The sequence below is a fragment of the Pseudomonas sp. genome (genome assembly GCF_049653025.1).
In the GTDB taxonomy this organism is placed as follows: Bacteria; Pseudomonadota; Gammaproteobacteria; order Pseudomonadales; family Pseudomonadaceae; genus Aquipseudomonas.
Map to the genome: position 1 here is coordinate 244730 of NZ_JBASFM010000006.1, position 12342 is coordinate 257071.

The 12342-nt window shown below is 62.3% G+C and carries 11 protein-coding genes; 5 read left to right on the forward strand and 6 right to left on the reverse strand.

From position 1 onward, the window contains the following. Positions 1–1338 carry a Na(+)-translocating NADH-quinone reductase subunit A gene (locus WBK23_RS04215; RefSeq protein ID WP_424482723.1) on the reverse strand — a complete coding sequence of 446 codons (1338 nt, stop codon included), beginning with the start codon at positions 1336–1338 and terminating at the stop codon, positions 1–3. 267 nt (positions 1339–1605) lie between these two features. Between WBK23_RS04215 and WBK23_RS04220 the strand changes: the two genes are divergently transcribed. Beyond that, a complete protein-coding gene (locus WBK23_RS04220; protein ID WP_424482724.1) occupies positions 1606–2172 on the forward strand; it encodes a chalcone isomerase family protein in 567 nt (188 codons plus the stop codon). 65 nt (positions 2173–2237) lie between these two features. Here WBK23_RS04220 and WBK23_RS04225 read toward each other — a convergent pair whose 3' ends face one another. After that, a complete protein-coding gene (locus WBK23_RS04225) occupies positions 2238–3704 on the reverse strand; it encodes a glyceraldehyde-3-phosphate dehydrogenase (RefSeq protein ID WP_424482725.1) in 1467 nt (488 codons plus the stop codon). 131 nt (positions 3705–3835) lie between these two features. On the opposite strand from WBK23_RS04225, the gene mfd reads away from it, so the two are divergent. Further along, entirely contained in the window at positions 3836–7273 is a 3438-nt protein-coding gene (gene mfd / locus WBK23_RS04230) for a transcription-repair coupling factor (protein WP_424482726.1), read from the forward strand. An 11-nt stretch (positions 7274–7284) separates the two neighbouring features. Next, positions 7285–7824 (forward strand): CsiV family protein, encoded by a 540-nt coding sequence (locus tag WBK23_RS04235; protein WP_424482727.1) that lies wholly within the window; start codon positions 7285–7287, stop codon positions 7822–7824. A 60-nt stretch (positions 7825–7884) separates the two neighbouring features. On the opposite strand, the gene WBK23_RS04240 is transcribed toward WBK23_RS04235, so the two are convergent. The 4 genes from WBK23_RS04240 to WBK23_RS04255 are packed head-to-tail and all read right to left on the reverse strand — an operon-like array spanning position 7885 to position 10932. Next, positions 7885–8622 carry an S-methyl-5'-thioinosine phosphorylase gene (locus WBK23_RS04240; protein ID WP_424482728.1) on the reverse strand — a complete coding sequence of 246 codons (738 nt, stop codon included), beginning with the start codon at positions 8620–8622 and terminating at the stop codon, positions 7885–7887. Between the two features lie 10 nt (positions 8623–8632). After that, the gene (gene nagZ / locus WBK23_RS04245; RefSeq protein WP_424482729.1) at positions 8633–9631 is read right to left on the reverse strand and encodes a beta-N-acetylhexosaminidase; all 999 of its coding nucleotides are present in this window, start codon (positions 9629–9631) and stop codon (positions 8633–8635) included. Positions 9632–9652: 21 nt separating this feature from the next. Continuing rightward, a complete protein-coding gene (locus WBK23_RS04250; RefSeq protein WP_424482730.1) occupies positions 9653–10177 on the reverse strand; it encodes a L,D-transpeptidase family protein in 525 nt (174 codons plus the stop codon). A gap of 47 nt (positions 10178–10224) precedes the next feature. Further along, positions 10225–10932 (reverse strand): TetR/AcrR family transcriptional regulator, encoded by a 708-nt coding sequence (locus tag WBK23_RS04255; RefSeq protein WP_424482731.1) that lies wholly within the window; start codon positions 10930–10932, stop codon positions 10225–10227. Positions 10933–11203: 271 nt separating this feature from the next. On the opposite strand from WBK23_RS04255, the gene lexA reads away from it, so the two are divergent. Together lexA and sulA are read left to right on the forward strand one after the other, a co-directional pair. Further along, complete coding sequence (gene lexA / locus WBK23_RS04260) at positions 11204–11815, forward strand: transcriptional repressor LexA (RefSeq protein WP_424482732.1); 612 nt, start codon at positions 11204–11206, stop codon at positions 11813–11815. 10 nt (positions 11816–11825) lie between these two features. Continuing rightward, entirely contained in the window at positions 11826–12299 is a 474-nt protein-coding gene (gene sulA / locus WBK23_RS04265; RefSeq protein ID WP_424482733.1) for an SOS-induced cell division inhibitor SulA, read from the forward strand. Positions 12300–12342 lie beyond the last annotated feature (43 nt).

The window sequence follows — 12342 nt, forward strand, 5'->3', positions numbered from 1 at the left end:
TCAGCCCTCCTTTTCGATGCGAGTCAGGTTGTCCCGCAGGATCGGACCGTATTCATATTTGCCGGCGCAGACGTAGCTGCACAGCGCCAGGTCTTCCTCGTCCAGCTCCAGGCAACCGAGCTTCTGCGCCATCTCGGTGTCGCCAACGATCAGGTAACGCAGCAGCTGGGTGGGCAGGATATCCAGCGGCATCACCGCCTCGTAGTTGCCCACCGGCACCATGGCGCGCGGGCTGCCGTTGGTGCTGGTGTCGAAGGCGAAACGCTTGGCCGCCATCAATTTGGACACGAAGATATTCAGCACCGAGTGCTTGTTCACCCCAGCGCGCAGGTAATGCAGCAGCTCGCGCTCGTTGCCTTCATGCAGGCAGGACACCTGCACGTGGTAGCGACCGAGAAAGGCAAAAGCACCACGCGAGGTACGGCCGCCCAGCAGCGAACCGGAAATCACCCGGTTGTGGCCCGGCTGCAGTTCGCCCGCGCTCAGTTCATCCAGATTGGCACCCAGGCGGGTACGCAGCAGACGCGGTTTTTCCACCACAGGGCCAGCCAGAGCCACCACGCGCTCGACATGCAAGCGGCCGCTGGTGAACAGCTGGCCGATGGCGATCACGTCCTGATAACCGATCTGCCACACGCTCTTGCTGACGCTGACCGGATCGAGGAAATGTATATGGGTGCCCGGCAAGCCGGCCGGATGCGGGCCGGCGAAACCTTCGACCTGCACGCCCGGCAGATTTTCACCTGGCAACGGCACGCCTGCGGCCTTGCACAGAAACACCTTGGCCAGGCGCGCCAGCACGCTCAGGCCATTTTCGAAAGCGCCAGCCTGCTCGGCGATGATCAGCGCAGGATCGGCAGCCAGCGGCTGAGTATCGATAGCCGTCACGAAAATCGAGCTGGGCACGGCATCGATGGCCGGCACCTTGCTGAACGGCCGCGTGCGCAGCGCAGCCCACAGGCCGGACTGCTGCAGGTTGTCACGCACCGCCTGCGGCTCCAGGCTGGCCAACTGGCCGGCCTCGTAGCGGGCGAACTCGACCGCCTCATCGCCGTCCAGGTCGATCACCACCGATTGCAGCACGCGCTGCTCGCCACGGTGAATGGCACCGACCACGCCGGCACCGGGTGCCGTGAAATGCACGCCCGGGTTCTTCTTGTCGGAAAACAGCACCTGGCCAAGCTTGACCCGGTCACCGACCTGTACGGCCATGGTCGGCTTCATGCCGTGGTAATCGCAGCCCAGTACGGCCACGCTACGCACCGCCCGCGCCGCCTCGATACGTTGTTCAGGAACGCCGCTGATTGGCAGATCCAGTCCGGATTTAATCTTGATCATTGAGTGATCCAAACACTGAAATCAGTGCTTTGGCAGAGTGGGGACACAATCGGGATAGATAAAGCAGAACGCTTGCGTTCAGTGCCGGCAATACCTGCGGCGGCCACCCCGAAGTGAAAAACGCTGAAATTATAAGGAGATAAGCCGTGACTTCCCACCCATGAGTGCTGTTTTCGACCGATAAGTCGTAACACCAGGCAACAGCAATCTACTTGACTCAGCAGTCAACTGCGGCGAAAAGCAGCTAAACCCTGCGGAGCATGCGCCATGCGCCACCTGCTTGCACTGATCCTGCTGTTCGCCAGCACCAGCAACCTGCTGGCCAACAGTAACGACTCGATTCTCGAGCAGGCAGCCTTCAGCACCACCTACGAGCTGGCCGGCACCGCCCTGGAGCGCAAGAACCAGGCGCTGTTGACCTATCTGTGGGCCGATGTCTACGCAGCGGCCTTCTATACCGCCGCCGGCGTCAACCCCAGCCAAGCCGTCAGCCGGCCAGCCACGCAGCGACTGGAGCTGTATTACTACCGCGATATCGCCAAAGAGGATGTCATCAAGGCTGCCTGGACAACCCTTAAACACCAGCACGACGCGGCCCAGCTGGCAAAGCTGAAACCGGAGCTGGACGCCCTGCACGCCACTTTCCGCGACATCCGCCCCGGCGACCGCTACGCCCTGAACTACTCGGTACAGCAAGGATTGACCCTGGAACGCAACGGCAGCGAAGTCTTCCGCAGCGGCGACACCGAACTGGCCCGCGCCTACCTGGGCATCTGGCTGGCCCCCGAAGGCCTATCGGACACCCTGCGCGAACAGCTCCTGGCCGATCGCTGAAACCACGATGCACTGAAATGCAAAACGGGAGCCTAGGCTCCCGTTTTGTTTGACGCTCGCGCGGCTTAGCGCGGGAAGGCTGGCGGGTTGACCCCGGCCATGTCTTCCATCACGCGAACCACCTGGCAGCTGTAACCGAACTCGTTGTCGTACCACACGTACAGCACGACACGGTTGTCGTTGCAGATGGTGGCTTCGGCATCGACCACACCGGCGTGACGCGAACCAACGAAGTCAGTCGACACCACTTCCTGCGACTGGACGAAGTCGATCTGCTTCTGCAGGTCCGAGTGCATGGCCATCTGGCGCAGGTACTCGTTGACTTCTTCACGGGTGGTGGCTTTCTCAAGGTTGAGGTTGAGAATGGCCATCGACACGTTCGGCGTCGGCACGCGAATGGCGTTGCCGGTCAGCTTGCCTTTCAGCACGGGCAGCGCCTTGGCGGCGGCAGTGGCGGCACCGGTCTCAGTGATCACCATGTTCAGCGGTGCGCTGCGGCCGCGGCGGTCGCCCTTGTGGAAGTTGTCGATCAGGTTCTGGTCGTTGGTGTACGAGTGAACGGTTTCGACGTGGCCGTTGACGATGCCGTACTGATCGTTGATCGCCTTGAGCACCGGCACGATGGCGTTGGTGGTGCAGGAAGCGGCCGAGATGATCTTGTCGTCAGCGGTGATTTCACTGTGGTTGATGCCGTGCACGATGTTCTTCAGCGCGCCCTTGCCAGGCGCGGTGAGGACTACGCGGTCGACACCCGGGCAAGCCAGGTGCTGGCCCAGGCCCTCGGCGTCACGCCATACACCGGTGTTGTCGACCAGCAGAGCGTTCTTGATGCCGTACTGGGTGTAGTCGATTTCTTTCGGATCCTTGGCGTAGATCACCTGGATCAGGTTGCCGTTGGCCGTCAGGGTGTTGTTGGCTTCATCGATGGTGATGGTGCCGTCGAACTTGCCGTGTACCGAGTCGCGGCGCAGCAGGCTGGCGCGCTTGACCAGGTCATTGGTCGCGCCCTTGCGCACGACGATGGCGCGCAGGCGCAGGCCGTCGCCACCACCGGTCTTCTCGATCAGGATGCGCGCCAGCAGGCGGCCGATACGACCGAAACCGTACAGCACCACGTCGGTGCCTTCACGGGCCGCGCCGTTCTGCTTGCCAGCCACTTCAACCAGCTCGTCTTTAACGAACTGCTCGATGCTGCGGTTCTGGCCTTCGGCCTTGAACTTGCTGACCATCTTGCCCAGGTCCACCGAGGCGGCACCCAGCTTGAGCTCGCTCATGGTCTTGAGGATCGGGAAGGTGTCGTGCACCGACAGCTCGCTGTCGTCAGCCAGGCGGTGACGGGCGAAGCGGTGGGCTTTGAGAATGTCGATCACCGAACGGTTGATCAGACCACGGCCGTAGATCGAGGTGACCACGTTGTTGTTACGGTAGAGTTGGCCAATCATCGGAATCATCGCTTCCGCAAGGGCTTCTCGATCGATCCACTCACCGAGACACTGGTCGGGCTTCTGAGTCACGGGCAGTACCTTCCACATGTAGGGGCTGAAAAAAGGGGCTACATTATGACGGCGCACGCGTGCATGAGCAATGCACGGCTGTCGTAACTGACACCGCACATAAACGCCCGCTACAATCGGCGCCCTTGTGCCATGACCGTGAGCCGCCTGTGTCCGTACTGCGTCTACCGTCCCTGCCCGCCACTGCCGGGAAACAACATTGGGGCAACCTGCCCGGTGCCGCGCTGAGCCTGGCGATTGCCGAAGCCGCCAGCGCTGCCCGCCGCTTCACCCTGCTGCTGACCGCCGACAGCCAGAGCGCCGAGCGCCTGCAGGAAGAGCTGGCGTTTTTCGCCCCGGAACTGCCTGTGCTGCACTTTCCCGACTGGGAAACCCTGCCCTACGACCTGTTTTCGCCGCATCAGGACATCATTTCCCAGCGGATCGCCGCGCTGTATCGCCTGCCCGAGCTGAAACACGGTGTGCTGGTAGTGCCAATCACCACCGCCCTACACCGTCTGGCGCCCAAGCGCTTCCTACTTGGTAGCAGCCTGGTTATGCAGGTCGGCCAGCAGCTCGACGTCAACCAGATGCGCGGCAACCTGGAAGCCGCCGGCTATCGCTGCGTCGACACGGTGTATGAGCATGGCGAGTTCGCCGTCCGTGGCGCACTGATCGACCTGTTCCCGATGGGCAGCAACCTGCCGTACCGCATCGATCTGTTCGATGACGAAATCGAAACCCTGCGCACCTTTGACCCGGAAACCCAGCGTTCCATCGACAAGGTCGACTCGGTCAAGCTGCTGCCAGCGCGCGAATTTCCGCTGGAAAAGAAAGCCGTTACCGATTTTCGCGGGCGCTTTCGCGAGCGTTTCGACGTGGATTTCCGCCGCTGCCCGATCTACCAGGACCTCAGCACCGGCATCACCCCGGCCGGTATCGAGTACTACCTGCCGCTGTTCTTCGAGGAAAGCGCGACCCTGTTCGACTACCTGCCGACGGACACCCAGGTGTTTTCCCTGCCGGGCATCGAGAAAGCCGCCGAGCAGTTCTGGGTGGATGCGCGCGGCCGTTATGAAGAACGCCGGGTAGACCCGGAACGTCCACTGCTGCCGCCCGTGGATATCTTCCTGACGGTAGAAGACTGTTTCGCCCGCCTGAAAAACTGGCCGCGCGTGGTGGTCAGCCAGGACGACATCGAAGCCGGCGTCGGCCGCACTCGCTTCGCCGCCAAACCGCTGCCGGACCTGGCGATTCAGGCCAAAGCCGGCGAGCCGTTGGCCGCGCTGCGGCGCTTTATCGAGGAACATCCGGGTCGCGTGCTGTTCTGCGCCGAGTCCGCGGGGCGGCGCGAAGTGCTGCTGGAACTGCTCGCTCGCCTCAAGCTCAAGCCCAACGAGTTCGACAGCTGGCCGAGTTTCACCGCCAGCAAAGAGCGCCTGGGTATCTGCATCGCCCCACTGGATGACGGCCTGCTGCTCGAAGACCTGGCCCTGGTGGCAGAAAGCCCGCTGTTCGGCCAGCGGGTGATGCAGCGCCGCCGCCGCGAGAAATCGCGCGATGGCGGCGACAACGTGATCAAGAACCTCACCGAGCTGCGCGAAGGCGCGCCGGTGGTGCATATCGACCACGGCGTGGGCCGCTACCTGGGCCTGGTGACCATGGAGTTTGACGGCCAGGCCGCCGAATTCCTCGCCCTGATGTACGCCGAGGAAGCCAAGCTCTACGTGCCGGTGGCCAGCCTGCACCTGATCGCGCGCTACACCGGCAGCGACGACGCCCTCGCTCCGCTGCACCGCCTCGGCTCGGAAATCTGGCAGAAGGCCAAGCGCAAGGCCGCCGAACAGGTGCGCGATGTCGCCGCCGAACTGCTCGACATCTACGCCCGCCGCGCCGCCCGCGAAGGCTATGCCTTTGCCGACCCGAAAGCCGACTACGCTACCTTCAGCGCCGGCTTCCCCTTCGAGGAAACCCCGGACCAGCAAGCCGCCATCGAAGCCGTCTACAACGACATGCTCACGGCGAAGCCGATGGATCGCCTGATCTGTGGTGATGTTGGCTTTGGTAAGACCGAAGTAGCCATGCGCGCCGCGTTTATCGCCGTGCATGGCGGCAAGCAGGTGGCAGTGCTGGTGCCGACCACCCTGCTCGCCCAGCAGCACTACAACAGTTTCCGTGACCGCTTCGCCGACTGGCCGGTAAAGGTCGAAGTGATGAGCCGCTTCAAGAGCGCCAAGGAAGTCAGCGAGGCCATGCAGCAACTGGCCGAGGGCAAGGTCGACATCGTTATCGGCACCCACAAGCTGCTGCAGGACGACGTCAAATTCAGCAACCTGGGCCTGGTGATCATCGACGAAGAGCACCGTTTCGGCGTGCGCCAGAAGGAACAGCTGAAAACCCTGCGCAGCGAAGTCGACATCCTGACCCTCACCGCCACACCGATCCCGCGCACGTTGAACATGGCCGTGGCCGGCATGCGCGACCTGTCGATCATCGCCACGCCGCCGGCGCGCCGCCTGTCAGTGCGTACCTTTGTGATGGAGCAGAACAACCCGACAATCAAGGAAGCGCTGCTGCGCGAACTGCTGCGCGGCGGCCAGGTGTACTACCTGCACAACGATGTGAAAACCATCGAGAAATGCGCCGCCGACCTCGCCGAACTGGTGCCAGAAGCACGCATCGGCATCGGCCACGGGCAGATGCGCGAGCGCGAGCTGGAACAGGTGATGGGCGATTTCTATCACAAGCGTTTCAACGTGCTGATCGCCTCGACCATTATCGAGACCGGTATCGACGTACCGAGCGCTAACACCATCATCATCGAGCGCGCCGACAAGTTCGGCCTGGCTCAGCTGCACCAGTTGCGCGGCCGGGTTGGCCGTAGCCACCACCAGGCCTACGCCTACCTGCTGACGCCGCCGCGCAAGCAGATGACCGACGATGCGCAGAAGCGCCTGGAAGCCATCTCCGGTGCCCAGGACCTCGGCGCAGGCTTCCTGCTGGCCACCCACGATCTGGAAATCCGCGGTGCCGGCGAGCTGCTCGGCGACGGCCAGAGCGGGCAGATCCAGGCAGTGGGTTTCACCCTGTATATGGAAATGCTCGAACGCGCGGTGAAGTCGATCCGCAAGGGTGAACAACCGAACCTCGACCAGCCGCTGGGCGGCGGCCCGGAGATCAACCTGCGCGTGCCGGCGCTGATCCCCGAGGACTACTTGCCCGACGTGCATGCGCGGCTGATCCTCTACAAACGCATCGCCAACGCTGCCGACGAAGATGGCCTGAAAGAGCTGCAAGTGGAAATGATCGACCGCTTCGGCCTGCTGCCGGACCCGACCAAGAGCCTGGTGCGCATTACCCTGCTCAAGCTGCAGGCGGAAAAGCTCGGAATCAAGAAGGTCGATGCCGGCCCGCAAGGTGGGCGCATCGAATTCGCCGCCGACACATGCGTCGACCCGCTGACGCTGATCAAGCTGATCCAGAGCGCGCCGAGCCGCTACAAGTTCGAAGGCGCAACCATGTTTAAATTCCAGGTGCCGATGGAGCGCCCGGAAGAACGATTCAATACCCTGGAAGCGCTGTTCGAGCGCCTGACCCTCTCTGTTTAAAGGACTGATCCATGCGCGCACTCCGCACCCTGACCCTGTTGCCGCTTCTGCTGCTGAGCCTACTGAGCAGCGCCACGGCGCTGGCCGAAGGCCTCTACCAGGTTGAAGTCATCGTATTCCGCCAATCCGCCGAGCTGCTTTCGGCCGGCCAACTGGCACCGGACAACTGGGCGCAGAGCGCTCTACCGGTAGACGGCAGCAACAGCCGCAGCACCTCATTGAATGCCGAAGCCGGCAAACTCAGCCCGTCCAGCGGCTATCAGGTATTGCTGCATAAAGCCTGGTCGCAGAGCCTGGGCGGCTCAAACAGCAGCGTTGCCATCAGCACCGGCAACGAGCAGTTCGGCCACTACCCCGTCGAAGGCCGCATCAGCCTGAAAGAAGGCCGCCTGATCGAGCTGGACAGCGATATCTGGGTCAACCAGTTCGACGCCAGCGGCAGCCTCAGCGACAGCGAGCGGATCAAGCAGAGCAGCCGCCTGAAAAGCGGCGAACTGACCTTTCTGGACAACGGCAGCCTGGGCCTGCTGATTCGCGTCAGCCCGCTGTAAACACTCAGGCACAAAAAAGGGCCGCATTAAGCGGCCCTTTTTTATTGCGCGGTTAGCGGCTCAACTGGTCAGCACCCGCGCCAGTACGGATTTGACCGTGGTCATGCCCTCTTCAACCGCGCGTTCGATCTGCGCCATGCTGATCAACGCCCGCGACTTGCCGGCAGCCGGGTTCACCACCAACGCCAGGCAGGCGTAGGGCAACTCCAGCTCGCGCGCCAATCCCGCTTCGGGCATGCCGGTCATGCCGACGATATCGCAGCCATCGCGTTCCAGTCGGGCGATCTCCGCCGCCGTTTCCAAGCGCGGCCCCTGGGTGCAGCCGTACACGCCATGGCTGCTGAACGCGCATTGCTCGGCGCTCAAGGCACGGGTCAACCGGGTCCGTAGCCCTGCATCGTAGGGATTGCTGAAGTCGATATGGGTGACATGCTCCAGTTCGCCTTCGAAATAGGTGTGCTCGCGGCCGCTGGTGTAATCGATCAGCTGATGCGGCAAGCAGAAGTGCCCAGTGCCCATGGCGGAATGAATACCACCCACCGCATTCACCGCGATAATCGCCGTGGCACCCGCGTCACGCAGCGCCCAGAGATTGGCGCGGTAGTTAACCTGATGCGGCGGGATGCGATGCGGATGACCATGGCGCGCGAGAAACAACACCTCACGCCCGGCATAATCGCCGCGCAGCACCGCCGCAGAAGGCGCGCCGTAAGGCGTGTCGATATGCAGCGCCGCCTTGATGGTGAGGCCGTCCAATTTGGTCAGCCCGGTACCACCGATAATCGCGTAGACCGTCATGCGTTTGTCCTCAGTCGATCAGCTGGGCGGCGCGCAGGCTGACCAACGCCTCCTGCCAACGCGGGTCCTGCCGGTACTCGATACCGGGAAACGCCTGACGACGCATGCGCGCCAAGCCGTTCGGCGGTTCTACCTTGAGCCGCTGCAGCGCGCTCAAGGCCAACTCGGCAGCCGCGCGGTCATTGCACACCAGGCCCATATCGCAACCCGCCGTCAGCGCCGCCTCGATGCGGCACGCCGCATCGCCGACCACATGAGCACCGGCCATGGACAGGTCATCGCTGAAAATCACGCCCTGAAAACCCAGCTCGCCGCGCAGGATGTCCTGCAACCAGCGCCGCGAGAAACCGGCCGGCTGACTGTCGACCTGGGGATAGATCACATGCGCCGGCATCACCGCCGCCAGTTGCTGACTCAGTTGAGCAAAGGGCTGCAGGTCGACCGCGCGAATCTGTTCGAGGCTGCGCTCATCCAGCGGAATTGCCACATGAGAATCGGCCTCGGCCCAGCCGTGACCCGGGAAATGCTTGCCGGTTGCGGCCATACCCGCTGCGTTCATGCCGCGAATAAAGGCACCAGCCAAGCGGGTCGCCAGCTCGGGGTTACCCTCGAAACTGCGACTGCCCACCACCGCACTGCGCTGATGGTCCAAGTCCAGCACCGGGGCGAAACTCAAATCCAGGCCGGCCGCCAGTACCTCGGTGGCCATGATCCAGCCGCACTGCTCGGCCAGATGCTCGGCATTGGCGTTATCGGCCAACGCACGCATTGCCGGCAGCCGCACAAAACCCTGGCGCAGACGCTGCACCCGGCCGCCCTCCTGATCGACCGCCAGCAGCAGGTCGGGCCGCACCGCGCGGATCGCCGCGCTCAGCTCACGCACCTGGCGTGGGTCTTCAATATTGCGCGCGAATAGAATCAAACCACCGACCTGCGGCTGACGCAGAATCTGTCGATCCTCTGCCGTCAGCCAGGTGCCGGCGATATCCAGCATCAATGAACCTTGCATGCTTGAACTCACAACCCTTCCTTAATTAAGAGGCGCAGCAGCCCAGTGCGGGCATGGCGCTTCGTCGATCTGCACCAGACACTGAGCCGGCACGCGCGGGAATAGTTCCACCAGGTCGCTATTGCGCAGCCGCACGCAGCCATGGGACAGCGGCACGCCGAGCGGCTCGCTGTCCGGCGTACCATGCAGGTAGATATAACGGCGAAAGGTATCGACAGCGCCGAGGCGATTGCGCCCAGGCTCGCAGCCGCTGAGCCAGAGAATCCGCGTAAGAATCCAGTCACGCCCGGGAAATTGCGCATGCAACTCGGGCGACCAGACCTCGCCGGTCCAGCGCCGCCCGCGCAGCACCGCGCCACACGGCAGGCCTTCGCCGATCTTCGCGCGCACCTGGTGCAGACCGCGCGGCGTACAGCCGGAGCCATTGCGTTCACCCGGGCCATTGAGCGCCGTGGAAACCGCCAGACGCAGCTGCAGCTGCCCGTTGGCGAAGCCATACAGGCACTGATCAGCGAGAGAAATATGGAGAAAATCGAGAGCAGCCATGGGCCGCTAGCTTAGCGGATCGAACCCGACACGCCCACCCGCACGCCTCAAACTTTGCTAGGTGCCAGCGCAGCTTTAGTGCGGGGCTTGAGCTGAGCACTGGCCAGCGCCTCGTCGGCCAAACCGGTCTCCGAACGCATGCCGGCCGCCAGGAACGGAACCATCAGGCGCATCACCTGCTCGATCGAGGTATTAACCCCAAAATCGGTTTCCGACATGGCCCGTAGCGCCTTGATCCCGGACATGCTGAACGCCGCCGCGCCGAGCATAAAGTGCACACGCCAGAACAACTCCAGCGGCGGAATACGTGGCGCTGCTTCGTGCACCAGCATCATGTAGCGGCGGAACACCTTGCCGTACACCTCTTCCAGGTATTTGCGCAGGTGACCCTGGCTCTGGCTAAAGGCCAACCCCAACAGGCGCATGAAAATCGACAGGTCATTACCGCTGCGCGGCTTCACTGCCAGGGCTTGCTCGACCAGCAGCTCAAGCAGCTCCTCCAGACTGACCTTGGCTTCCGGCTTGGCCTGGCGACGGTCCAGCTCACGCTCGAGGCTTACGCAGAATGGCCCGAGAAACCGCGAAAAAACCGCCTGAATCAGGGCTTTCTTCGAGCCGAAGTGATAGTTCACCGCCGCCAGGTTGACCCCGGCCTTGCTGGTGATCAGGCGCAGCGACGTTTCCGCGAAACCTTTCTCCGCAAAAAGCTGCTCTGCCGCATCAAGAATGCGTTCAACGGTTTCCGACTGGGCCATGACTCTTTTCATCTGAACAAACACTTGTTTGAAACATACGTTTCAGCTGCCTGCCTTGTCAAGCCGGACAAACCATCTTGTGGCTGAGCAGTCACGCGCGCCGCAGCCAACAGCAGACAGCCAAAGCTAGACGAGCGCCAACGCGCTCGAGTAACAGCCTGTCGGCACAAGCCAGAAAGCGCTGCATTGAGTAGAGATCAGAACAGAGGGATTGCCAATCACAAATCACTGTATATAATTCCAGTCACTGTACAAAAAAACAGAGCCAATCATGCTTAAACTGACGCCGCGCCAAGCTGAAATTCTCGCCTTCATCAAGCAATGCCTTGAAGACAACGGCTATCCGCCCACCCGTGCAGAAATCGCCTTGAAACTGGGTTTCAAATCACCCAACGCGGCGGAAGAACACCTGAAGGCCCTGGCCCGCAAGGGTGCGATTGAAATGACCCCAGGTGCTTCGCGGGGCATCCGCATCCCAGGCTTCGAACCCAACAGCGATGACGAAGAAGGCCTGCCGGTGATTGGCCGCGTCGCGGCGGGTGCGCCGATTCTGGCGCAACAGAACATCGAAGAGTCCTGCAAGATCAACCCGGAGTTCTTTCACCCCAGGGCCGACTACCTGCTGCGCGTACGCGGCATGAGCATGAAAGACATCGGCATCTTCGACGGCGACCTGCTGGCCGTGCACACCACCCGCGAAGCCCGCAACGGCCAAGTGGTAGTGGCGCGTATCGATGACGAAGTCACGGTCAAGCGCTTCAAGCGCGAAGGCAACAAGGTCTGGCTGATTGCCGAAAACCCCGAGTTCGCACCGATTGAAGTGAACCTGGAAGAGCAGGATTTGATTATTGAAGGCTTGAGCGTCGGCGTTATCCGCCGCTAGTGGAGGATCTATGCAGTTCCCGCATTCGCTGAACCGTACACAACTGCCACTGTTCGATGCGTTTTTGGCATCGACCGTGAACCCACTGCTTACCGATGCGGGTGAGCTGCCCTGGCAGGATGAGACAGAAGCATTCAGTGAAATGTCGCTGCGCGGCGCAGCCGGGCACTGCTTGAACCTGCTCGCACCGATTCTGCGTCAACTCAGCGAGAACCACGACGAACGCTGGCTGACCCTGATTGCCCCACCGTCCAGTCTCACCCAGGCCTGGCTAAGGGATGCCGGCTTGAACCGCGAACGTATTCTGCTGCTGCACCCACGTGGCGCACAAAGCCCACTGGAACTGGCCCAGCAAGCCCTAACACTGGGCCGTAGTCACACCGTGGTGAGTTGGCTGCACCCACTCGAACGCGAGGCGCGGCAACAGCTGGAGCACGCGGCGCGCCTGGGCAAAGCACAAAGTTTGAATATCAGCCTGGGCTGATGTCACTCGGCGGGAATCTGTTGATTGAACTGAAGGCCGGGCT

Excerpts from the sequence above, each read along its gene's own strand:
- lexA (WP_424482732.1), top strand. The coding sequence starts at position 11,204 with ATGCTTAAACTGACGCCGCGCCAAGCTGAAATTCTCGCCTTCATCAAG.
- WBK23_RS04240 (WP_424482728.1), bottom strand. The coding sequence starts at position 8,622 with ATGACGGTCTACGCGATTATCGGTGGTACCGGGCTGACCAAATTGGAC.
- sulA (WP_424482733.1), top strand. The coding sequence starts at position 11,826 with ATGCAGTTCCCGCATTCGCTGAACCGTACACAACTGCCACTGTTCGAT.
- WBK23_RS04225 (WP_424482725.1), bottom strand. The coding sequence starts at position 3,704 with ATGTGGAAGGTACTGCCCGTGACTCAGAAGCCCGACCAGTGTCTCGGT.
- nagZ (WP_424482729.1), bottom strand. The coding sequence starts at position 9,631 with ATGCAAGGTTCATTGATGCTGGATATCGCCGGCACCTGGCTGACGGCA.
- WBK23_RS04215 (WP_424482723.1), bottom strand. The coding sequence starts at position 1,338 with ATGATCAAGATTAAATCCGGACTGGATCTGCCAATCAGCGGCGTTCCT.
- WBK23_RS04235 (WP_424482727.1), top strand. The coding sequence starts at position 7,285 with ATGCGCGCACTCCGCACCCTGACCCTGTTGCCGCTTCTGCTGCTGAGC.
- WBK23_RS04250 (WP_424482730.1), bottom strand. The coding sequence starts at position 10,177 with ATGGCTGCTCTCGATTTTCTCCATATTTCTCTCGCTGATCAGTGCCTG.
- WBK23_RS04255 (WP_424482731.1), bottom strand. The coding sequence starts at position 10,932 with ATGGCCCAGTCGGAAACCGTTGAACGCATTCTTGATGCGGCAGAGCAG.
- WBK23_RS04220 (WP_424482724.1), top strand. The coding sequence starts at position 1,606 with ATGCGCCACCTGCTTGCACTGATCCTGCTGTTCGCCAGCACCAGCAAC.